The organism is Tenuifilum thalassicum, from assembly GCF_013265555.1.
Taxonomy (GTDB): Bacteria; Bacteroidota; Bacteroidia; order Bacteroidales; family Tenuifilaceae; genus Tenuifilum; species Tenuifilum thalassicum.
Window position 1 is genome coordinate 1,935,597 of the sequence record NZ_CP041345.1, and the last position, 20,691, is coordinate 1,956,287.

Genomic DNA, 20,691 nt, shown 5'->3' on the forward strand with positions numbered 1-20,691 from the left:
AACTAAAATTTAAGCAAAAAGAGACCACTAAATATAAACAAAGCCCCATAAAGGGGCTAAGTAAAATTGATTATCAAACTAAATTAAAGGCTCCAGTAAGTTAACCTATTAATTTTTTCTCTAAAAATACCTTTCACATCAACAAAAACGCAATCATTATTTGCATGATTTAGGAACCATTCCTCTTCTAGTTTTAGATAGCTATCGTGGCTAACTGCAACAATTATTGCATCATATTTCCCTTTTGGATCAGATGTTGTTTCAAAACCGTATTCTTCTCGCACCTCTTTGCTATCGGCATATGGGTCGATAACATCTACATTCTGAATTCCAAATGATTTCAACTCATTATAAATATCTATCACTTTTGAGTTCCTTATATCGCTAACATTTTCCTTAAATGTCACTCCCATTATAAGAACACGCGATTCCTTTGGGTTTTTATCGGCTGCGATAATTTTTTTAACGGTTTGCTTTGCCACATAACCACCCATGGAGTCATTTATGAACCGTCCTGCAGTTATGATTTGGGGATGATATCCCAGCTCCTTGGCTTTATAGACCAAGTAGTAAGGGTCAACACCAATGCAGTGCCCACCTACAAGCCCTGGGAAAAATTTAAGGAAATTCCACTTTGTTCCGGCGGCTTCAAGGACCTCGTAGGTATTAATTCCCATACGATTAAAAATAATCGAAAGCTCATTCATAAAGGCGATGTTAATATCGCGCTGAGTATTCTCAATTATCTTTGCTGCTTCAGCAACCTTAATAGAGCTGGCACGATGAATTCCCGCTTCGATTATTAGTTCATAAGTTTTAGCAATCTCTTCGGCAGACTCAGCATCACAACCTGATGTTATCTTTTTAATGGTTGTTAGGGTGTGTACCTTATCGCCAGGGTTTATGCGCTCAGGTGAAAAACCGACCTTAAAATCTTGAATATACTTAAATCCTGAAATCTCTTCTAGTAAGGGGACACATTCTTCCTCGGTGCACCCTGGGTAAACAGTTGATTCGTAAACCACATAGTCGCCCTTTTTAAGCACCTGCCCAACGGTTCTTGTAGCTGCAAGTAAAGGTTTTAAGTCGGGTAAATTATGCTCATCAATTGGTGTAGGAACGGCAACCACATAAAATTTCGCTTGGCGCAGGTCATCAACATTTGATGTGAATTCAATATCACATCCTTTAAATGCTTCAGAGTCCAATTCACGACTAGGGTCAATCCCCTTTTTCATCATTTCAACCCTTTCGGGTTTAATATCAAAACCAATAACCGAAAGTTTTCGTGCAAATTCAAGTGCAATAGGCAGGCCAACATAACCTAAGCCAACAACTGCCAACTTTTCCTTTTTTGAAACCAGTTCGTTGTACATTTCTATAATTTTAACAGTTTGCAGAATGGATGGTAATCGCCTGTTAAACCTACAGGTGAAGTATTTCTTATAGAGAAAACCGTTTCAATTGAAGAGCGAGCATCTTCAAGCCCAAAGCTATTGCCTGCAAGAATTTCCTGATAGCTAGTAGTATGAAGATCGGTAAATCCAGAGCTAAACTCTAACTCTTTATCGGCAATATGTATAGAACGATAAGTACGCTGTCCCTTTTCTTTAATTTCATTAGGAATATCGTTATAATCTACGCTTAAGAACCAGCGAACTCGAGCCCTTTCTAACTCGAGATATCCTGCTGCTTTGTCAGGACGAGAAATATGGACAACATTTGATTTTACATCTCCAAAAATCCAGGTTAGCATATCGAAAAAGTGAACACCAATATTAGTAGCTACGCCACCTGATTTATGAACATCACCTTTCCATGAAATGAAGTACCACCGACCACGACTAGTAATGTAGGTTAAATCGATATCGAAAACTTTGTCCTTGGGTGCAGTTACAATTTGCTTTTTTAGTTCAATAATGGTTGGGTGCAGTCGAAGCTGTAGAATAGTACTTATACGTTTACCTGTTTCCTTCTCAATCTCAGCAAGGGCATCGATATTCCAAGGGTTAAGCACAATTGGCTTTTCGCAAATGGCATTAGCACCCTGACGGAGTGCAAATCGTATATGGGAATCATGTAAGTAATTTGGTGTACAAATACTAACGTAGTCAACCTTAACCCCTTGTCGCTTTAGCTTATCAATATGCCTATCGAATCGCTCATACTCAACAAAGAAGTCGGCTTCGGGGAAAAAGCTATCCATAATACCTACACAGTCGTGTTTATCCAAAGCGGCAAGCAGGTTGTTTCCTGTTTCCTTAATTGCTTTTAGGTGACGGGGCGCAATAAAGCCGGCAGCACCAATTAGCGCAAAATTCTTCATGATTTACTCAATTCTAAAAACATTATCGTTTTCAAGTTTATACTTCTGACCGCTTTCGGGGCAAATGGCAATTCCTTCGCCATTGAATTCTAGTCGGTGACCATACTCACTCATCCAACCAATTTGGCGGGCAGGATTACCAACAACAAGAGCATAGGGCTTAACATCTTTTGTAACCACAGCGCCAGCACCAACAAATGAATATTCCCCTAGAGTAATGCCACAAACTATAGTAGCATTGGCCCCAATAGTTGCACTGCGCTTTACAAGAGTAGTTAAATACTCACTTTTACGATTTATAGCACTTCGTGGGTTTATTACGTTTGTGAAAACCATTGAGGGACCAAGAAAAACATCATCCTCGCATATAACTCCCGTGTAGATTGAAACATTATTCTGTACCTTAACATTCTTTCCTAACTTCACTCCAGGGGAAACAACCACATTCTGTCCAATATTACAATTTTCTCCTATTTGGCAACCTGTCATTATATGGCTAAAATGCCAAATCTTGGTTCCTTTACCTATTGTGCATCCTTCGTCGATTACAGCAGTTTCATGGGCAAAGAATTCTTTTTCCATAGCGTAAAATTTACTCAAATTTAGTAATTAAGGGCTTCCAGCAAAGAATCTGCTATAAATTTTATTTCCTCTTCGGTTAGTTCGGTATGCATGGGTAATGAGAGCACTGAATCTGAAAGCAACTCTGAAACTTGAAAAGATCTGCTATTACTCTGTTTATAAGGCTCAAATGCCTTTTGTTTGTGCAGGGGAATGGGATAATAAATCATAGAAGGGATTCCCTTTTCAGCTAGTTTCTTTTGAACCTTCGCCCTATCCGTTTCAACTAATTTTAAAGTATACTGATGAAATATATGATTGCTCCAACTTGCCCTTTTAGGGGTAATTAGTTTGGAACAACTCCTAAGAAGATTATCGTATGCATTAGCAGCATTTATTCTTGATGCATTATACTCATCCAAATACTTTAGTTTAACACGTAGAATAGCTGCCTGTATTGAATCAAGTCGTGAATTAACACCGATTCTATCGTGGTGGTAACGCACCTTCATCCCATGGTTGGCAATTGAGCGAATTTCTGCTGCCAATTCATCGTCGTTAGTAAATAGTGCACCTCCATCGCCATAGCATCCTAAGTTTTTGGATGGGAAAAACGAAGTTGTACCAATTGTCCCAATCGTTCCTGCTTTAGCTATCTTCCCTTCAGCATGATAGTAATCGGCTCCAAGAGCTTGAGCAGTATCTTCCACAACATACAAGTTATGTTTTTGGGCAATTCTCATTATCTCATCCATATTGGCACACTGTCCAAACAGATGAACAGGGATGATTGCCTTTGTATTTGGGGTAATAGCTTCTTCCAACTTGCTAATATCCATGGTAAAGGTAGATGGATCAACATCTACAATAATGGGAGTTAGGCCAAGCAATGCAACAACCTCAACCGTTGCTATAAAAGTGAAATCGGGTGTAATAACCTCGTCGCCAGGCTTTAAACCCAGAGCCATGAGGGCAATTTGCAGGGCATCGGTCCCATTTGCACAGCCAATAACGTGCCTTACATTAAGATAAGAGGCCAGCTCGTCCTGAAACAAGCCGACCTCTTTTCCTTTAATAAATGCTGAACTATCTATTACTTCTTGAATGGCAACATCAACCTCATCTTTAATTCTTTGATACTGCCGTTTTAAGTCGCACATTTGAATGTTCATTGCTGAAAGGTTTAAGGTTCTATGTTCAAAGTTCAAGGTTTATGGTTTAAAGTTTAAGGTTTGAAATTCAATGCTAGTCATACTATTACAGACAGTAATTACTATTAAATGCTAAACACATAAACCAAAACTACTTACTTTGCATAGTTAATTGCACGTGTTTCGCGGATTACAGTAATCTTAACCTGTCCTGGATAAGTCATCTCATCCTGAATCTTCTTAGCTATTTCGAATGAGAGTTTATTTGCTTCCTCGTCTGAAACCTTTTCACTACCAACTATCACACGTAATTCTCTACCAGCTTGTATTGCATATGTTTTAAGTACTCCAGGATATGATAGCGCAAGGTCTTCCATCTCTTTAAGTCGCTTAATGTAAGATTCCACAACCTCTCTTCGAGCACCAGGGCGAGCGCCTGATATTGCATCGCAAACCTGAACAATAGGAGCAATTAGCGTTGTCATCTCTACTTCGTCGTGATGCGAGCCAATTGCATTGCAAACCTCAGGTTTCTCTTTATATTTTTCAGCTAGTTTCATACCAAGAACTGCATGTGGCAATTCTGGTTCGTCATCGGGTACTTTGCCTATATCGTGAAGCAATCCTGCACGTTTAGCAATTTTAGGATTAAGCCCTAATTCTGATGCCATGATGGCACAAAGGTTGGCTACCTCGCGTGAGTGCTGTAGCAAGTTTTGACCGTAGGAAGAACGGTACTTCATCTTACCAACCAAGCGAATAAGTTCAGGATGTAGTCCATGAATACCCAAATCAATAGTTGTACGTTTACCCACTTCAATAATTTCGTCCTCAACCTGTTTTTGTACTTTCTGTACCACCTCCTCAATTCTGGCAGGATGAATTCTACCATCGGTAACAAGTTGGTGAAGAGCAAGGCGTGCAATTTCACGGCGCACAGGGTCGAACGCAGAAAGAATGATTGCTTCAGGGGTGTCGTCAACAATAATTTCAACACCTGTTGCAGCCTCAAGAGCTCGGATATTTCGTCCTTCGCGCCCAATTATTCGTCCTTTAATCTCATCGGAATCAATGTTGAAGACAGTAACAGAATTTTCGATTGCTGTTTCAGTGGCAACACGCTGAATGCTTTGCACAACAATTCGTTTTGCCTCCTTAGTTGCAGTCATTTTTGCCTCATCAACAATTTCGTTAATGTACGACATGGCCTGGGTTTTGGCCTCAGCTTTGAGAGATTCAATCAACTGATTTTTAGCTTCATCGGCCGACATTCCAGAAATAGCTTCAAGCTTTTCAATTTGAACCCTATGCATTTTATCGAGTTCCTCGTTGCGTTTCTCAACAAGTTCCATTTGAGCGGTAAGGTTCTCACGAATGGCATCAACTTCCTTCTGTTTGCGCTGAAGATCTTCGAATTTTTGAGATAGTTGTAACTCTTTTTGCTTTATGCGATTTTCAGCTTGAGCTATTCTATTATTCTTTTCGGAAATCACCTTATCGTGTTCCGATTTTAGCTGAAGGAACTTTTCTTTTGCTTGAAGTATTTTCTCTTTCCGAATAACTTCGGCTTCCACTTCGGCCTCCTTAATCATTTTAGTCCGCTTTTTGTTTAAAGCCGAATTCCACATGAAGTATGAAATCACACTCCCGAGAGAAAACGCTAAAACACCGACTATAATTGTAACTATCATAATTAAACTATTTAGATTATATATATAAAAAACCCGCATTATGCCTTAAATTTATGTAGAAACCCCAGTTCTAACATGGGTGGAGCGGCCATCCGATTCAGACTACCAGCGTCTCCCGAAGGAAATCCCGAACAAGCGGTAAACAGGCCTGTCTTAGGCGGAGAAAGTCCTACTCCAATTTTAGTAGTGTTGAGTTTCGCAAAAACGTTAAGGCGATAATGCGGGCAATACTATTTACAAAGAACTCGTGCTATGCTTACTAATAAATGAACCTAACCATTGATCTAACTCATTGATCTCACTTAACAGTTCTGAAGAATTATTACTATCCTCACACTCAATAAGTTTAATCACAAACTGAAGCGCTGCCATGGCAAGATAGTCCTGAATATCTTTATCGCTGTATCGTTGCTTGTACTGTAAGACTTTATCGTTTATCAACTTAGCAGCCTTACGGATCTTCTCCTCATCATTCCTGTCGATTTTGAGGGGATAATACCTGTCGGCTACATTTACATTAATTGATAACTTATCGTCCATTTTCAGCGCTAGGTTCTATTTATTAAGTAAAGCAATACACCTATCAATTTCCCGCACAATCCGGTTCACCTTAATTTTGGCCTCATGCATATCAAGTTCTCCAGACTTGAGCGCTTTGGCCAGCTTTAACCGGGTATAACGCTCTTCAAGCTCAGCACAGGCATTGTCCTTATCTTTCAACTTGGCTTCAAGTTCCGCAACCTGTGCCTTTAAATGGTCATTCTCTTGCCTTACCTTTTCATACATTAAAACAAGAGTTTGCACCTTATGTTTAATATTCTCTATTATATTGCTTGAAGTATCGTTCATATCCCAGATAAAGTTTTACAAAGTTATACAATGCCATTTCAAAAAACAAATATTGTAAACGATTTTTAACGCCTACGTATCTGCCATATATTAAGGACATTATAAATATTTTTAACCAATCTTATCAAAAATCACATAGTAGATCGACTAGGTTTTATATTTTTGGGAGTAAACATTTTTTGTATATGCGATTCTGGTATATTATCATTTTATTCATAACTCCTAAACTTTTAAGTGCTCAAACTAACCAATTTATTCAACCATTAAAACTTCCACCAGCCTTTTCTGGGGCATTTGGAGATATTAGAAACAACCATTTTCATTCTGGTGTCGATATTAGGACTAGGGGACGTACTGGATATAAAGTTTATTCCATAGCCAATGGCTATGTTTCACGAATAAAAGTAAGTCCAGTTGGTTTTGGAAAAGCAATTTATATTAATCACCCGAATGGGACAACCGCGGTTTATGCTCATCTACAAGAATTCAAAGGGGCTATTGCCAAATATGTTGAGAATGCACAATACTCCAAAAAGACGTTTGAAATAGAGCTTTTCCCAAAACCATCGGAACTACCAGTAAACCAAGGTAATATTATAGGACTAACGGGTAATAGTGGCAGTTCGGGTGGCCCTCATCTACACTTTGAGGTAAGGGAAACATCAACACAGAAAATCATAAATCCCTTCAAGTTTTTTGAGCAATGGGTTAACATTGATGTTAATGGACCTATTTTTAAAAATTTGGTAGTTTACACTATTGACAGCATCAACTACCTAACTGATAATTTGAACCTTACCAAACACCGAATACTTGTTAATAATAAAAAATACTATTTAAAAGACACGATTGAAGCATCTGGGAAAGTTGGCTTTGCAATTGAAGTGCACGATTACATAAACCGCTCAAGTTTAAAGACAGGAGTAAAAAAGATTGCTCTTAAGATTGATAATGAAACGTTTTTCTCACTTGAACTTGAAAAATTTGCATTTTCGGAAACAAGGTATGCTAACTCTTTTGCTGGTTTATTAGGAAATAGAACTAACAAAAAACTTTACAAGCTTTGGAAAGAACCTAACTGCTATTTCTCAGGGTTAAAATTGCCTCAAGAACCTAGTTTTATTGATGTTGAAAATGGGAAAGTTTACAAAATAGATATTTACGCGTGGGACCATGCAAATAATATGTCTACTTTATCATTTTATCTATTAGGTGTGGAACAGCGATTTACTGGAAAAAACAACATCAATAATGATGGTAAGATACATCTAGTTAGATGGAACAAAGAAAAAGCAATAGAGACCTTAAATTACAAGGTAATCTTTCCTGCCAAATGTCTTTTTCACGACATGTTAATTAGAGTTGAGGAGCATAAAGAATCTAACCTACCATTTCAATCTATCAATATCCACAACACCAAGACAAAAACCTTCAAAAGATATACTTTAAAGTACAACACTAAAGGAATTCCAGACTCTTTATCATCTAAGGCCTACATTGCAAAAATCAATGGTAAAGGTTACGAGTACGTTGGGAGTAGTAGAAGTCAAAACTGGGTTACAGCATCATGTAATAGTTTTGGGAAATTTACTCTTTTGGTCGATACCATTTCGCCACAAATTGTCACACAGAACTTGATGCCTAATTCAAAGTTTGATGGCTCGACAATAAGGTATAAGCTAATAGACAACACTGGAATTAAAACATATAATGGTTTTATTGATGGGAAATGGGTCCTATTTGAGTGGGATCCAAAGAGTGGAATTTTATCTCACCAAATTAGCACCAAGCGTGTATCACCTAATAAATGGCATACCATTAAAATTATTGTCACTGATTACCTGGATAACAAATCGGAATATTTTACGAAATTTTACTGGTAATAGCTAACTTTGCCAAATAAATTGTTTAGAGTTGATTACCCTTTTTTACTTTATACTATTCCTGATTTCCATTTTAATTGTATCCATCATACCATGGTGGCTCTTGTATAGATACAGCGATTTAATGGCTAAGCTGCTACACGATGTAATTAAATACAGGGTTAAAGTTACACGAAGTAATTTGAGGCTAGCCTTTCCGGAAAAAGAGGAGAGCGAACTAGTTGCAATAGAAAAGAAGTCGTACCAGAATTTAGCCGACATATCCGTTGAAGCCCTTAAGGGCTTTACAATGCGGAACTCAATAATCAGGCAACGTCACAGAATAGTTAATCCAGAAATTTTAGATCATTTTTATAAGAACAATCAGAGTTTAATAGGTGTAACTGGACATTTATTCAACTGGGAATGGGGCGCTCTATCGGCGGGCATACAGCTAAAACACCACCCAATTGCCGTTTACAAACCACTAAGTAACAAGCTAATCGATTGGTTCATAAAATGGAGCAGGACTATTAGAGGGACAGAACTAGTACCTATGAATCAAACCTTTGAAACGTTCAATAAGAATGCAGGCAAACCATGTTTGTACATTCTTGTTGCCGACCAAAGCCCTTCTAAGGTCGCGAAAGCACATTGGGTAAACTTTTTCAACCAGGACACTGCATGCATTCACGGCCCAGAGAAATATGCTAAACTATATAACTACCCTTTGGTTTATATCGATATTAAAAGAGAAAAAAGAGGCTTCTACCATGTAGAATTAGAAGTTCTTTGCGAGAATCCGCGTGAACTTGCCGAAGGTGAGGTTACTAAAATTTACATGAATAGACTAGAACAAAGCATTAGAGAAAATCCAGAAGGTTGGCTGTGGACACATAGGAGATGGAAAAGAAAAAGAAAGCCTGCTTAAACTTTGGTTTGCTTTTTGAAAGAGTTATGATTATAGTATCTTTGAAAAAAATATAAAACTATGAGAAGAACTAATACTATTTTTCTAACCCTAATTTTATTTTCAATAAGCACACAAAGTTTCGCTCAAAAGTTCAGGAAGAAAGAGGTAGCACTAATATCGTATAAGGTAAGCATCGACCATGATTATTATGAAAAATTCACCGCTTTTTCTAGTCTATTCCGCGAACCTGTTAAGCCTGAGTTGGACAGGATTACCTCGCACCTAACTGTTGACATATGGTACTTAATTAAACAAAGACTAACCGAAGACGTAGGTATGCTTCTACTACCAATTGATGCATATGGTAAAAAGTTCTCATACAACGAGTATGGGTTTCCTGATGTTGGAATAAACAGGGCATTACGAAAAGGAAACTCAAAATATTACATCAGCATTGATGTTGATATTAGCCCAGAATTTGCGGCTAACTATATAAATAAAATCATAGCCGACTCATCACAAATTGTTCAACTTAAAGAGAACCAACTAAAACCAAAGGTTACAATTAAGATGAACATTTACAATAACAGGGGTGTAATTCCAGTTAAAATAGCGAAAGGCGAAGCTCTTTCTAAAGACATTATTGATTTAGACGAAAAATATTTCGATGGCTTAGTTAATTCTAACTTCAACACACCACACGAGACATTGTATAAACTAGTAAACGAAGCCATAAATAATTTAACAATAAGCGTCTACTCCCGTTAAATGCCACTTGTTACACCCTCTAATATCTACAAATCGATTGGTGTTATGTCAGGCACTTCGCTTGATGGTATTGATATTTGCTACTGCGTATTTGAAAAAATAAACCAAGAATGGCAATTTGAAATTGTTGCTGCTGAAACAGTAAAGTATTCAGATGAGTGGTATGTAAGGTTGAGCAACTCACCCTCTCTGTCTGCCGAAGAGATAACCTGGCTCGATTTCGAGTATGGTCATTACCTTGGACAGCAAATCAATTCCTTTATTAATAAGTATAGAGTTGATGCAGATTTTGTAGCTTCGCATGGCCATACTATTTTTCATAATCCAGATAATGGCTACTCTTTACAAATAGGGAAAGGAGCAGCCATTGCTGCTCAAACAGGATTACCGTGCATTGCCGATTTTCGTTCGGGTGATGTTTCTAGAGGTGGACAAGGCGCCCCACTTGTCCCTGTTGGCGACAAACATCTTTTTAAAGATTATGACATATGCCTTAACCTGGGCGGAATAGCCAATTTAAGCTATGACAGCCCAGATGGAAAGCGTTTAGCTTACGATACCTGTGTATGCAATATGTTCCTGAACCACCTAGCATCAATGGCTGGGTTTGAATTTGACAAGAATGGCGAACTAGGAAGAAAGGGGAAAGTTATTGATGATTTTCTAAATATACTTGAAAGCATATCATATTACAAAAAATCTAGCCCCAAATCTTTGGGCAAGGAATGGTTTGAGAAAAATATTATTCCGTTGATTAATAATTACCATGAAGAATCAGTAGAGAACTTACTACGAACAGCCTATGAGCATATTTCCAAAAGGATTGCCGAAGATTCAAAAAGGCTTAAAAAGAAAAATATTTTTATTACCGGCGGGGGTGCCAAAAACTTGTTCCTTACTGAGCTAATCAAACAAAAATCAAACCTTGATGTAATTGTTCCCAATGAAAAAATCATTGATTTCAAAGAAGCTTTAATTTTTGGGTTCTTAGGTGTGCTTTTTCTTGAGAAAGAGAAAGGTGCACTGGCATCGGTAACGGGTGCAAACGAAGATTCAATTGCAGGATGCCTATACTTTTAGCTGTCAAATTAAACTTTCAACCAGATTTGTTATCCAAAAAATATTAGGTTTGTAGTCATTAACTAAACAATAAACGATTATGAGAAAACTCACAATCCAAATTTTTGCAGCTTTTGCATTGCTATTTAATTCATATTCAAGCAATGCCTGTACTAACTTTTTGGTAACTAAGGGCGCATCGGCAGATGGTTCCACCATGATAACCTACGCTGCAGACTCACATTACCTGTTTGGTGAGCTTTACTTCCGACCCGCAGCTGTTTATCCATCTGGTACCATGATGAAGATATACGAATGGGATACTGGTAAATATTTAGGTGAAATACCCCAGGCGAGCCAAACCTATAGCGTTGTTGGCAACATGAATGAGTATCAGGTTGCTATTGGTGAAACCACCTACGGTGGTCGCGAAGAGTTACAAGATAGCACAGGTTTAATAGATTATGGTTCACTTATGTACATTGCCCTTCAACGCTCAAAAAGCGCACGTGAGGCAATTAAGGTGATGGCTGAACTGGTTGAAAAGTATGGCTACTATAGTTCTGGAGAATCTTTCTCTGTTGCCGATAAGAACGAGGTATGGATTTTTGAGATGATAGGTAAAGGCGTTGACCTAAAAGTTGACAGGAAAACCAAGAAGACCTATAATGCCAATCGTGGTGCAGTATGGGTAGCCATTCGTATTCCCGATGGTTACGTTTCGGGACATGCCAACCAGGCACGCATTACTACGTTCCCACTGGAAAACATGAAAACTTCTATCAGCTCAAAAAATCTTGATAAAATCTTTGACCCTAACATCGAGGTAGTTTACGCTCACGATGTAATAAGTTTTGCCCGCAAAAAAGGATATTTCAATGGAAAAGACGAAGAGTTTAGCTTTTCGGACACCTATGCACCAGTAGACTTTGGAGGTGCTCGATTCTGCGAAATGCGCGTTTGGTCGTTCTTTAAGGAGATTAACAAGGATATGTGGAAATACTTTGATTACGCAAAGGGCCACAATCTTAAGAACCGTATGCCACTTTACATTAAACCAGATCGCAAACTTTCGGTAAGAGACATGATGGACTTCATGCGCGATCATTTGGAAGGCACCGAACTCGATATGAGCAAAGATGAAGGAGCAGGTCCACATGCCCTACCCTATCGCTGGCGCCCACTAACATGGAAATACGAAGGGAAAACCTATTTTAATGAGCGAGCAACTGCTACCCAGCAAACAGGCTTCTCGTTTGTTGCTCAAATGCGCAGCTGGCTGCCCGATGCTGTAGGTGGTATATTCTGGTTCAGCGTTGACGATGCCGCTTCAACAGTTTATTTTCCTGTATATTGTAGCGTAACATCAGTTCCCGAAGCATACGCCGAAGGACGTGGTGATATGCTAACATATTGCGACGACTGTGCATTTTGGGTATTCAACAAGGTTTCAAATTTTGCCTACCTTCGCTACGACCTAATGATTCAAGATATAAAAAAGGTACAAAACGAACTTGAAACCCGCTTTATCTCCCAAACTGATATTGTTGACAAAACCGCTTTAGAACTAATAAATAACGGAAATAAAGATGAAGCGATTAGCTTCCTAACCGATTACACTGTGAACACCGGAAATTACGTTGTTGCTCGTTGGGAAAAACTATTCCAATTCCTTCTTATGAAATTCATGGACGGTAATGTTAAGCAAGAGGATGGCAAGGGCGGCTTAAAGTATAATAAATACAACTATTGCCCTGCACATGTTGATAATCCTGATTATCCAGACTGGTGGAAAAAGAATCTAATTGAAGAGACTGGCGATAAACTACTTTACAAATCTGAAGGCGGAGGCCACTAGACCATCAAATTTTTTACCATATAAAAAGAGCAATCTCAAAGGGTTGCTCTTTTCTTTTCCTTCATTTTAAATTTACGACCTCATACCAATCTCAATCCCTTTTATCCTCCTATAAAAATCGGTGGCGTAGTTATCGGTCATTCCTGAAACATAATCAAGTACGCCCAGAACTCTTTGATAGGCAGACCCTCCATCATAATTAAACTCAGGAGGAAGAAGACGAAGCGCCTTCTTATCTGCTTGACTTCTATTTTCTTTCGACTTTAGAATTGGTGGTATGAAATGATTGAGCAGCTCATACATTACATTATATCCAGCATTTTCAATCTCTACCACATGTCTGTTATTATAAATATACTCGTAGGAAAACTCCATAATTTGAGCAAGTTCCTTGCTGGTATCCTTAATCACGCTAAAAATAGTCGTCTCAAATGTACCATCAAGAAAACTTTCGATACTGCGTTCAAAAATCTCTTTAGTTTTTAATGTGAGAGCATTGATTGCCTTTGCCCTTAAATACGAAACCCTATCATTCTTGTCGTATATTTGATCCAAACGATAGTCAATTTTCTTCTTATCATCGTATCCTAAACCGCTAACTAAAGCCCGAAGAAGTTCAATGCATTCAGAACTTTCAATGATACCAAGCCTATGAGCGTCCTCTAAATCGACAATATTGTAACAGATATCATCGGCAACCTCAACAAGCCATACAAATGGATGTCGGCGGTAAACAGTTGGATTATTGCTCTCCACTATCATCCCCGTGCGATTAGCAATATCGACAAAAGTTGGTTTTTCTGACTGAAAAAAACCAAACTTTTTCCTGTGAATAAAGTTTTTATTCTTTGCTACCGATTCGCAAGGATATTTAGCAATTGCAGCCAATGTAGAGTAAGTCAACATTAAACCTCCCTCCGATTTTCCCTTTGGGTTGTGAGTTAGCACTCTAATGGCATTTGCATTCCCCTCAAAGTTTATGAGGTCTGACCATTCTGTTGTGGTAAATTCATTCTTTAAAATAGCTTCATTCTTTACAAAAAAGCTAGCAATGGCATCTTCGCCCGAATGCCCAAAGGCCGGATTCCCAATGTCATGACACAAACAAGCGGCAGCTATTACGTTGCTAAGATTATATTTGTAAAATTCTTGACTTTCTGGGTTTAAATCGCCTTCAAATTTCTCATAAATAGTCTGGCCAATTAAACTACCAAGAGACCGCCCTACCGATGAAACCTCTAATGAGTGAGTCAATCGATTATGTACAAAAACGCTACCAGGCAGCGGGAAAACCTGGGTTTTATTCTGCAAACGTCGAAATGGTGAAGAAAAAATTATTCTATCAAAATCACGCTGAAAGTCTGTTCGGGGATCATTGCTTAATTTAGGATTATTAACTCCAGTCCGGTTACTGCTGTATAACTTGTTTAAATCGGTTTTCATTTAGAAAATTGTCAATTTATACCTACAAATTTAGAATTTTTCTTGTACATCATCCTGAGATATGTTTGCAGAGGTGTTTATATTAGCAAATAAGAGAATGAGAGTAAAAAAATTTAATTATTACAAAGAAAAGCCCAACAGAATAGATTTTGGTAACTTATCAATAAAGTTGTATATACGTTTATTTAATCTTATTAGATGAGCCTAACCAAGTAACCATTCGAGAGCTGCTTCCCTTGTATAAAAAACTGCCTGAATATAGTTTTCGACCTGATTCTTTTTTGAGACTAAAACTGAATAGGCTGTTTCAACAGGCTTTCTATGGATTAGAGCATTTTTAACAAAAATGTATGGCTTACAGTGATCAACCATGGCAAGCCGAACCCTTTCAATATCAAATTGAGAAATATTATAAATGGCTTGGGTGGCATCGGTTAATATTCTCAATTTTCTTGGCAAGTTTGGATTTCTTGAAAGCCACTCACCATATTCAATTAAATCGTTTGCTAAGATAACACCACTATAACTAACCTCAAGAATACCAAGTTTGTTGTTAAAAACGTGTGTAATCATCACCTGCCTTAAAAGTTAACACAAACTAAATGCTTTTTTGCAAAAGAAACAATTTGCTTGGCTAAATGTTTTAAAGTAAAAACATGTTATACAGCCTAATTTAGAATAAGATAGTCATACACAATATGCTATAGTCTAATTCCCAAAACAAGCATATCATCTATTTGGCTAAAACTCTTTAATATATATGTTAGAATAATGAATTACTAGGTTGTTTTGGCATAATTTGTGAAATGATTGAGTGCTAAAAAATTTTCTTATATTTACTCTGAAAAAATGATTAACCAAATGGATAAGCAAGAAATCAGAACAGGGACAAATTACTCCAAACTTGTGCTGGGGCTAATTTTTGTTGCATTGGCAGTCCTTCTAATAGTTGACAACTTCAACATTTGCCCAATTTATTGGGGGAGGTATATATTCACATGGCAAACCCTTCTAATAGCAATAGGCTTAATTATTTTGCCGAACCCTGGCAGCAGGACAACAGGCCTTGTATTAATTGCCATTGGTGCGTTTTTTCTCACTGCCAAATTCTACCATTTCCCAATATCAATATGGAAACTCTTTTGGCCTTCAATTATTCTACTGGTGGGCTTATCGCTTATTTTTTCAAGCCGAAGAAGCCACTGGCACCCTTTACGTAAAGGAGAGGTTAACGACGATTTAATAGATGATGTTTCCATTTTTGGAGGCTCTGAGCAAAAGTTCACCTCAAAGCAATTTAGGGGAGGAAAGATTACGAATATTTTTGGAGGCTCTACTATCGACCTAACCGATGCAAATCTTGAACCAGGGCTGAACCTCATTGAAGTACTTTGCATCTTTGGTGGTTCCAAACTGATAATCCCAACTAGCTGGCGAATTAAAGTTGAGGTAACATCAATTTTTGGAGGCGTATCCGACAAGAGAAAAATCCCTAGCGAGTTGCCTGAGGATGCTCCTGAACTAGTTATAAGAGGACTTGTTCTTTTTGGTGGACTTGAATTTAAAAGCTTTTAAACCAAACAAATACTAATTACTTTCTCTCGGCTTAAGGCTGACAATTAACTTTGTCGGCCTTTTTTTTTACTTCATAGATTTTTATTGCTAATTCCTAACATGAAAATTTTAAAAAGTAGCTCTCTAACACATACCGCTTTCTTGTATCTTATTTTTAATTCCGTTACGTTTGTACACATATCTATCGCATAATAATAAAAAATATATACCAATGATTACCAATGAATTAATCAATCCTAAAAGCATAGTTGTTGTTGGAGGTTCCGACGACATTCAAAAGCCAGGAGGAAAAGTTTTAAAGAATCTTCTGGATAACAAATTCAAAGGACAAATCTACGTTGTAAACCCTAAAGCCGATGAGGTTCAAGGTGTAAAATCGTATCGCGATGTTGCAGATTTGCCACAGGTCGATTTAGCCATTTTGGCCATAGCAGCCAAGTTTTGTCCTCAAACAGTTGATGTACTTGCTAAGCAAAAAAACACCAAAGCATTTATCATTCTTTCCGCTGGTTTTCATGAGGAGAGTGAAGAAGGGGCAAAACTTGAACAGCAAATAGTTGATACAATCAACAGCACTGGCGGATGTTTAATTGGGCCCAACTGTATTGGTGTAATGAATACCAACTATGCCGGGGTCTTTACAACCCCAATCCCAAAATTCGATCCTAAAGGTGTTGATTTCATTTCAGGCTCAGGTGCAACTGCGGTATTCATTATGGAATCGAGCATACCACGTGGGCTAACATTCAACAGCGTATATTCAGTGGGTAATAGCGCACAGATAGGAGTGGAGGAAGTCCTTGAGTACATGGATAATACCTTTGACCCGAACACAAGTTCAAGAGTAAAACTCCTTTACATTGAGAGCGTTAACAAGCCCCAAAAGTTACTAAAGCATGCACAATCGCTAATCCGCAAAGGATGCAGAATTGCAGCAATTAAAGCAGGAAGTTCGTCGGCTGGGAGCCGTGCAGCATCGAGCCACACAGGAGCTTTGGCAAGTAGCGATGTAGCTGTTGATGCGCTATTCCGCAAGGCGGGCATAGTTCGCTGCTACGGGCGCGATGAACTTGCTACCGTGGCATCAATATTCATGCATCCCGAGTTACAAGGGAAAAATATTGCAGTGATTACTCACGCTGGTGGCCCTGCAGTTATGCTTACCGACGCCCTTTCGAATAATGGCATGGAAGTTCCCCCTATTGAAGGCCCAAAGGCTCAGGAGCTGCTCACCAAACTATTTCCTGGTTCTTCGGTAGCCAACCCTATCGACTTCCTAGCAACTGGAACAGCAGAACAGCTTGGACACATTATTGATGCCTGCGAGAACGACTTTGACAACATCGATGCCATGGTGGTAATCTTTGGTAGTCCAGGTTTATTCCCTGTTTACGATGTTTACGACCTACTCGACCAAAAGATGAAGGAGTGCCGCAAGCCTATATTCCCTGTTCTTCCCTCGGTAATGAATGTAAAGGATGAGATTGAACACTTCATCTCTAAAGGACGAATTTTCTTCCCCGATGAGGTAGCGCTTGGAACTTCGCTTGCTAAAATATACCACACACCAAAACCGGCTTCAGAGAAACTAACTCTTCCTGAAGTTGATGAAAAAACCATACGCAAGGTAATTGACAGTAATGAAAATGGCTATCTAGCCCCCAAAGCTGTTCAGCAGCTTCTTGATGCAGCAGGAATTCCACGTGCTGGTGAGGCGGTTGTTACTACCGCTGACGAAGCAGTAACCCAAGCCGAAAAACTTGGATACCCTGTTGTGATGAAGGTAGTTGGACCAGTTCACAAATCGGATGTTGGCGGAGTAGTTCTAAACGTTAAGAACTCCGAAAGTGTTCGCAAAGAATTTGAGCGAATGATTCAAATTAAAGACACTAAAGCTATTCTTATTCAACCCTTGCTCAGTGGTGTTGAACTTTTTGTAGGTGCTAAACGCGAAGAAAAATTTGGTCACATGGTTCTCTGCGGCTTAGGTGGCATTTTTATTGAGGTTTTAAAAGATGTAAAAGCGGCTCTTGCTCCAATTGATACTAACGAAGCTTTAGGCATGATTCGTGGACTCAAAAGTTATGGTATAATAAAAGGAGCTAGAGGCCAGGAACCAGTGAATGAACAAATCTTTGCAGAAATCGTTAGTCGTATTTCGGCATTAGTTACCATAGTACCTGAGATATTTGAAATGGACCTTAACCCTTTGCTTGGCTCAAAGGATAAGGTTGTTGCTGTTGATGCAAGAATAAGAATTGAAAAATAATGTCAAATGAATCTTAGGGAAAAATGGAGCAGCCTTTCAGCTAATGAAAAGATGATGATTGGTATAGCCATAATTCTCATCATCCTTATTGCAACCCGTTTTGAAATTATTTGGGAGCAGATTAAAGCTGGATTTGGCCGTTACGTTAACCATTAAAACATTGAGAAAGTGAAAAGAAACGATTTTTTTGTAATTGCGGGAACAATTTTGTTCCTGCTGCCTTTTTTTGCTTCGGAAACTGTATATAGTTTTTACGTTGACTTTAATGCCAACCATGGCATGATAATGAGCTTTATAAAATTTGCTTTACTTGCAACTTTTGGAGAGGCTATTGGCTTAAGAATCAGAACAGGAAATTACAATCAACCAGGATTTGGCCTTATGCCTCGTGCCATTGTTTGGGGATTATTAGGGCTAACCATCAAGCTTGCTTTTGTGCTTTTTGCAACGGGAGTTCCAACATTTCTTTCTTACTTGGGATTGGAAAATGCCACACAAATAATGAAAGGAAACTTATCGGCAGAAAAAATACTCGTTGCATTTAGCATTAGCCTATTAATGAATGTGATATACGCTCCAGTAATGATGACCCTACATAAAATTACAGACACACATATAATGAATCATGGGGGTAAGCTATCGTGCCTTCTCAAACCCATTCAATTTGGAAAAATTCTTGGTTCAATCAACTGGGAGGTACAATGGGGATTTGTTTTTGCAAAAACAATTCCATTTTTCTGGATTCCAGCGCATACAATTACATTTCTATTACCTGCAGATTTTCAGGTTCTATTTGCAGCACTGCTAAGCGTTGCTCTAGGTATTTTTCTTGCCATTGCAAGCCTTAAGGGAAGCGGAAAATAGTTGATTTATTTGCTTATTTTTATTATATTTACACAAAACGACAAAAATTAAAAAAATGAAAAAGAGGATAGGTATTTTTTATGGTCCGACAGGAGGTTCCACGGAAAAGGTGGCCAAGCTAATTGCAAAAGAATTTAATGGTGATGCAGATATTTTTCCCATAAAGGAGGCTACTCCAAAACTTATTAACAACTACGATCTTGTTATTTTTGGTTGTTCAACTCTAGGCAGCGAAACTTGGAATGGAGACTCATCGAAATGTGACTGGGAGGCATTCCGACCAGAGATTCCAAAACTTAGGCTAACCGGTAAACTCTTCGCCTTTTTTGGAACTGGCGATTCGGTCACCTATGCTCGCAATTTTGTTGATGCCATGGGAATTCTTGCCAAGGATTTGCTAGAAGTTGGCGCACACGTTGTTGGTCAGGTGCCAACTGACGATTACACTTTTACCGATTCAGAGGCTGTAATCGATGGTAAGTTTATAGGATTACCCATTGATGAGGATTATGAGCCAGAAAAAACTCCAACTCGCATCAAGAACTGGGTTGATCAACTAAAAAAATCCATTTAAAAAAAGTTTGATTTAAGATAAAATGAAAGGCTGTCATTTTATCTGACAGCCTTTTTTCAACTTAAAGTAAAACATTCTAAGGCAATGAATTAACAAAATCTTGATATCGATCCTCATAGGTAAACCCTTCTTTACCACCCATACTTTTCCAAACCTCTTCAATATTCTTAATTCTATTCTCGTCGGATGGATGAGTGCTAAGAAATTCTGGAATTTTATGAGTAGAGCCCATCATTTTTTCGAAAAACTTAGCCATTTCATAAGGATGATAATCGGTATCGTAAAGGTATGTAATTGCAAATTTATCGGCCTCATACTCATTATCCCGGCTATACTTCAGCAAAGTACCACCAAGCGCAAGCTGCGAAAGTATTTGCTCGAGCTGCGAAGGGTTCTCACCTAGAATAATAGAAAGCAATATGCTAAAACCATACTGTTTGGTAAGCATTTGTGTACTATGACGCCTATCGGCATGTGCAATTTCGTGGGCCATAACGCCTGCCAGCTGGGCTTCGTTATCCAAAAACTTTATTAAACCAGTATAAAAGTACAGATACCCCCCAGGGGCAGCAAAAGCATTTATAACATCTTCATTATGGATTATTTTCACCTGCCAATTAAAAGTTTTTGAGTACCTAATATCATTGGAATTCAGGATAGTTTCCATAACTCTTTCAATGTGATTATATGCATCGGCATACTGGTCTCTATCAAGTATAGGATACTCATCGGGGTTAGCCATTAAAGCAGAATCGAGCTGTTCGCCAAACTTTATATCCTGCTCAAGAGTAAAAAAGTTAATCCCATCATCGGAACACCCACTTAAACCAGCAACTATCGCAAATGCGACAAATAACTTCCTAATCTTCATAACACCTACTTTTGTATCATTTCAATCACAAAAATAAACTAAATGGCCAATATTTTA

20 protein-coding genes and 1 pseudogene are annotated in these 20,691 nt (G+C 38.3%); 10 read left to right on the forward strand and 11 right to left on the reverse strand.

Annotated features, from left to right (window positions below; translation table 11 throughout):
- Positions 1 to 2: 2 nt before the first annotated feature.
- From FHG85_RS13395 to FHG85_RS08215, 8 genes and pseudogenes are all read right to left on the reverse strand, one after another.
- Positions 3 to 53 (reverse strand): annotated as a pseudogene (locus FHG85_RS13395) (hypothetical protein); the annotation flags it as partial.
- A gap of 30 nt (positions 54 to 83) precedes the next feature.
- Complete coding sequence (locus tag FHG85_RS08185; RefSeq protein ID WP_173074799.1) at positions 84 to 1,376, reverse strand: nucleotide sugar dehydrogenase; 1,293 nt, start codon at positions 1,374 to 1,376, stop codon at positions 84 to 86.
- A gap of 2 nt (positions 1,377 to 1,378) precedes the next feature.
- The gene (locus FHG85_RS08190; RefSeq protein WP_173074801.1) at positions 1,379 to 2,326 is read right to left on the reverse strand and encodes a Gfo/Idh/MocA family oxidoreductase; all 948 of its coding nucleotides are present in this window, start codon (positions 2,324 to 2,326) and stop codon (positions 1,379 to 1,381) included.
- Positions 2,327 to 2,329: 3 nt separating this feature from the next.
- Positions 2,330 to 2,908, reverse strand: a complete 579-nt coding sequence (locus tag FHG85_RS08195) for an acyltransferase (RefSeq protein WP_173074803.1) — start codon at positions 2,906 to 2,908, stop codon at positions 2,330 to 2,332.
- A 20-nt stretch (positions 2,909 to 2,928) separates the two neighbouring features.
- On the reverse strand, positions 2,929 to 4,059 hold the full coding sequence (locus tag FHG85_RS08200) for a DegT/DnrJ/EryC1/StrS family aminotransferase (protein ID WP_220429188.1): 1,131 nt from the start codon (positions 4,057 to 4,059) through the stop codon (positions 2,929 to 2,931).
- Positions 4,060 to 4,193: 134 nt separating this feature from the next.
- Positions 4,194 to 5,729 carry a ribonuclease Y gene (gene rny / locus FHG85_RS08205; protein ID WP_173074805.1) on the reverse strand — a complete coding sequence of 512 codons (1,536 nt, stop codon included), beginning with the start codon at positions 5,727 to 5,729 and terminating at the stop codon, positions 4,194 to 4,196.
- Between the two features lie 234 nt (positions 5,730 to 5,963).
- A complete protein-coding gene (locus FHG85_RS08210; protein ID WP_173074807.1) occupies positions 5,964 to 6,269 on the reverse strand; it encodes a cell division protein ZapA in 306 nt (101 codons plus the stop codon).
- Between the two features lie 15 nt (positions 6,270 to 6,284).
- On the reverse strand, positions 6,285 to 6,578 hold the full coding sequence (locus FHG85_RS08215; protein ID WP_173074809.1) for a coiled-coil domain-containing protein: 294 nt from the start codon (positions 6,576 to 6,578) through the stop codon (positions 6,285 to 6,287).
- Between the two features lie 185 nt (positions 6,579 to 6,763).
- Here FHG85_RS08215 and FHG85_RS08220 point away from each other — a divergent pair, with 185 nt between their 5' ends.
- The 5 genes from FHG85_RS08220 to FHG85_RS08240 all read left to right on the forward strand — a co-directional run bounded on the left by FHG85_RS08220 (position 6,764) and on the right by FHG85_RS08240 (position 13,038).
- Complete coding sequence (locus tag FHG85_RS08220) at positions 6,764 to 8,461, forward strand: M23 family metallopeptidase (RefSeq protein ID WP_173074811.1); 1,698 nt, start codon at positions 6,764 to 6,766, stop codon at positions 8,459 to 8,461.
- Between the two features lie 31 nt (positions 8,462 to 8,492).
- Positions 8,493 to 9,371, forward strand: a complete 879-nt coding sequence (locus tag FHG85_RS08225) for a lysophospholipid acyltransferase family protein (RefSeq protein WP_173074813.1) — start codon at positions 8,493 to 8,495, stop codon at positions 9,369 to 9,371.
- A gap of 60 nt (positions 9,372 to 9,431) precedes the next feature.
- On the forward strand, positions 9,432 to 10,121 hold the full coding sequence (locus FHG85_RS08230; RefSeq protein ID WP_173074815.1) for a hypothetical protein: 690 nt from the start codon (positions 9,432 to 9,434) through the stop codon (positions 10,119 to 10,121).
- Positions 10,122 to 11,201 (forward strand): anhydro-N-acetylmuramic acid kinase, encoded by a 1,080-nt coding sequence (locus FHG85_RS08235; RefSeq protein ID WP_173074817.1) that lies wholly within the window; start codon positions 10,122 to 10,124, stop codon positions 11,199 to 11,201.
- A 79-nt stretch (positions 11,202 to 11,280) separates the two neighbouring features.
- Positions 11,281 to 13,038, forward strand: a complete 1,758-nt coding sequence (locus tag FHG85_RS08240; protein WP_173074819.1) for a dipeptidase — start codon at positions 11,281 to 11,283, stop codon at positions 13,036 to 13,038.
- A 72-nt stretch (positions 13,039 to 13,110) separates the two neighbouring features.
- On the opposite strand, the gene dgt is transcribed toward FHG85_RS08240, so the two are convergent.
- Together dgt and FHG85_RS08250 are read right to left on the reverse strand one after the other, a co-directional pair.
- Entirely contained in the window at positions 13,111 to 14,481 is a 1,371-nt protein-coding gene (gene dgt, locus FHG85_RS08245; RefSeq protein ID WP_173074821.1) for a dGTP triphosphohydrolase, read from the reverse strand.
- A 204-nt stretch (positions 14,482 to 14,685) separates the two neighbouring features.
- Positions 14,686 to 15,054: a hypothetical protein gene (locus FHG85_RS08250; protein WP_173074823.1), complete on the reverse strand. Its 369-nt coding sequence runs from the start codon at positions 15,052 to 15,054 to the stop codon at positions 14,686 to 14,688.
- A gap of 288 nt (positions 15,055 to 15,342) precedes the next feature.
- On the opposite strand from FHG85_RS08250, the gene FHG85_RS08255 reads away from it, so the two are divergent.
- The 5 genes from FHG85_RS08255 (at position 15,343) to FHG85_RS08275 (ending at position 19,763) form a co-directional block, all read left to right on the forward strand.
- Positions 15,343 to 16,056, forward strand: coding sequence for a LiaF transmembrane domain-containing protein (locus tag FHG85_RS08255; protein WP_173074825.1), 714 nt, complete (start codon positions 15,343 to 15,345; stop codon positions 16,054 to 16,056).
- A 211-nt stretch (positions 16,057 to 16,267) separates the two neighbouring features.
- On the forward strand, positions 16,268 to 18,325 hold the full coding sequence (locus tag FHG85_RS08260; protein ID WP_173074827.1) for an acetate--CoA ligase family protein: 2,058 nt from the start codon (positions 16,268 to 16,270) through the stop codon (positions 18,323 to 18,325).
- A gap of 6 nt (positions 18,326 to 18,331) precedes the next feature.
- Positions 18,332 to 18,481: a hypothetical protein gene (locus tag FHG85_RS08265; protein ID WP_173074829.1), complete on the forward strand. Its 150-nt coding sequence runs from the start codon at positions 18,332 to 18,334 to the stop codon at positions 18,479 to 18,481.
- Positions 18,482 to 18,493: 12 nt separating this feature from the next.
- On the forward strand, positions 18,494 to 19,189 hold the full coding sequence (locus FHG85_RS08270; protein WP_173074831.1) for an Mpv17/PMP22 family protein: 696 nt from the start codon (positions 18,494 to 18,496) through the stop codon (positions 19,187 to 19,189).
- A gap of 55 nt (positions 19,190 to 19,244) precedes the next feature.
- On the forward strand, positions 19,245 to 19,763 hold the full coding sequence (locus FHG85_RS08275; RefSeq protein ID WP_173074833.1) for a flavodoxin: 519 nt from the start codon (positions 19,245 to 19,247) through the stop codon (positions 19,761 to 19,763).
- Between the two features lie 76 nt (positions 19,764 to 19,839).
- Here FHG85_RS08275 and FHG85_RS08280 read toward each other — a convergent pair whose 3' ends face one another.
- Positions 19,840 to 20,634, reverse strand: coding sequence for a M48 family metalloprotease (locus FHG85_RS08280; protein WP_173074835.1), 795 nt, complete (start codon positions 20,632 to 20,634; stop codon positions 19,840 to 19,842).
- Positions 20,635 to 20,691: the final 57 nt, after the last annotated feature.

What these genes read in the sequence shown, in the direction of transcription:
- FHG85_RS08185 (WP_173074799.1), bottom strand. Translation starts at nt 1,376, where the DNA reads ATGTACAACGAACTGGTTTCAAAAAAGGAAAAGTTGGCAGTTGTTGGC.
- FHG85_RS08190 (WP_173074801.1), bottom strand. Translation starts at nt 2,326, where the DNA reads ATGAAGAATTTTGCGCTAATTGGTGCTGCCGGCTTTATTGCGCCCCGT.
- FHG85_RS08195 (WP_173074803.1), bottom strand. Translation starts at nt 2,908, where the DNA reads ATGGAAAAAGAATTCTTTGCCCATGAAACTGCTGTAATCGACGAAGGA.
- FHG85_RS08200 (WP_220429188.1), bottom strand. Translation starts at nt 4,059, where the DNA reads ATGAACATTCAAATGTGCGACTTAAAACGGCAGTATCAAAGAATTAAA.
- rny (WP_173074805.1), bottom strand. Translation starts at nt 5,729, where the DNA reads ATGATAGTTACAATTATAGTCGGTGTTTTAGCGTTTTCTCTCGGGAGT.
- FHG85_RS08210 (WP_173074807.1), bottom strand. Translation starts at nt 6,269, where the DNA reads ATGGACGATAAGTTATCAATTAATGTAAATGTAGCCGACAGGTATTAT.
- FHG85_RS08215 (WP_173074809.1), bottom strand. Translation starts at nt 6,578, where the DNA reads ATGAACGATACTTCAAGCAATATAATAGAGAATATTAAACATAAGGTG.
- FHG85_RS08220 (WP_173074811.1), top strand. Translation starts at nt 6,764, where the DNA reads ATGCGATTCTGGTATATTATCATTTTATTCATAACTCCTAAACTTTTA.
- FHG85_RS08230 (WP_173074815.1), top strand. Translation starts at nt 9,432, where the DNA reads ATGAGAAGAACTAATACTATTTTTCTAACCCTAATTTTATTTTCAATA.
- FHG85_RS08235 (WP_173074817.1), top strand. Translation starts at nt 10,122, where the DNA reads ATGCCACTTGTTACACCCTCTAATATCTACAAATCGATTGGTGTTATG.
- FHG85_RS08240 (WP_173074819.1), top strand. Translation starts at nt 11,281, where the DNA reads ATGAGAAAACTCACAATCCAAATTTTTGCAGCTTTTGCATTGCTATTT.
- dgt (WP_173074821.1), bottom strand. Translation starts at nt 14,481, where the DNA reads ATGAAAACCGATTTAAACAAGTTATACAGCAGTAACCGGACTGGAGTT.
- FHG85_RS08250 (WP_173074823.1), bottom strand. Translation starts at nt 15,054, where the DNA reads ATGATTACACACGTTTTTAACAACAAACTTGGTATTCTTGAGGTTAGT.
- FHG85_RS08255 (WP_173074825.1), top strand. Translation starts at nt 15,343, where the DNA reads ATGGATAAGCAAGAAATCAGAACAGGGACAAATTACTCCAAACTTGTG.
- FHG85_RS08260 (WP_173074827.1), top strand. Translation starts at nt 16,268, where the DNA reads ATGATTACCAATGAATTAATCAATCCTAAAAGCATAGTTGTTGTTGGA.
- FHG85_RS08265 (WP_173074829.1), top strand. Translation starts at nt 18,332, where the DNA reads ATGAATCTTAGGGAAAAATGGAGCAGCCTTTCAGCTAATGAAAAGATG.
- FHG85_RS08275 (WP_173074833.1), top strand. Translation starts at nt 19,245, where the DNA reads ATGAAAAAGAGGATAGGTATTTTTTATGGTCCGACAGGAGGTTCCACG.
- FHG85_RS08280 (WP_173074835.1), bottom strand. Translation starts at nt 20,634, where the DNA reads ATGAAGATTAGGAAGTTATTTGTCGCATTTGCGATAGTTGCTGGTTTA.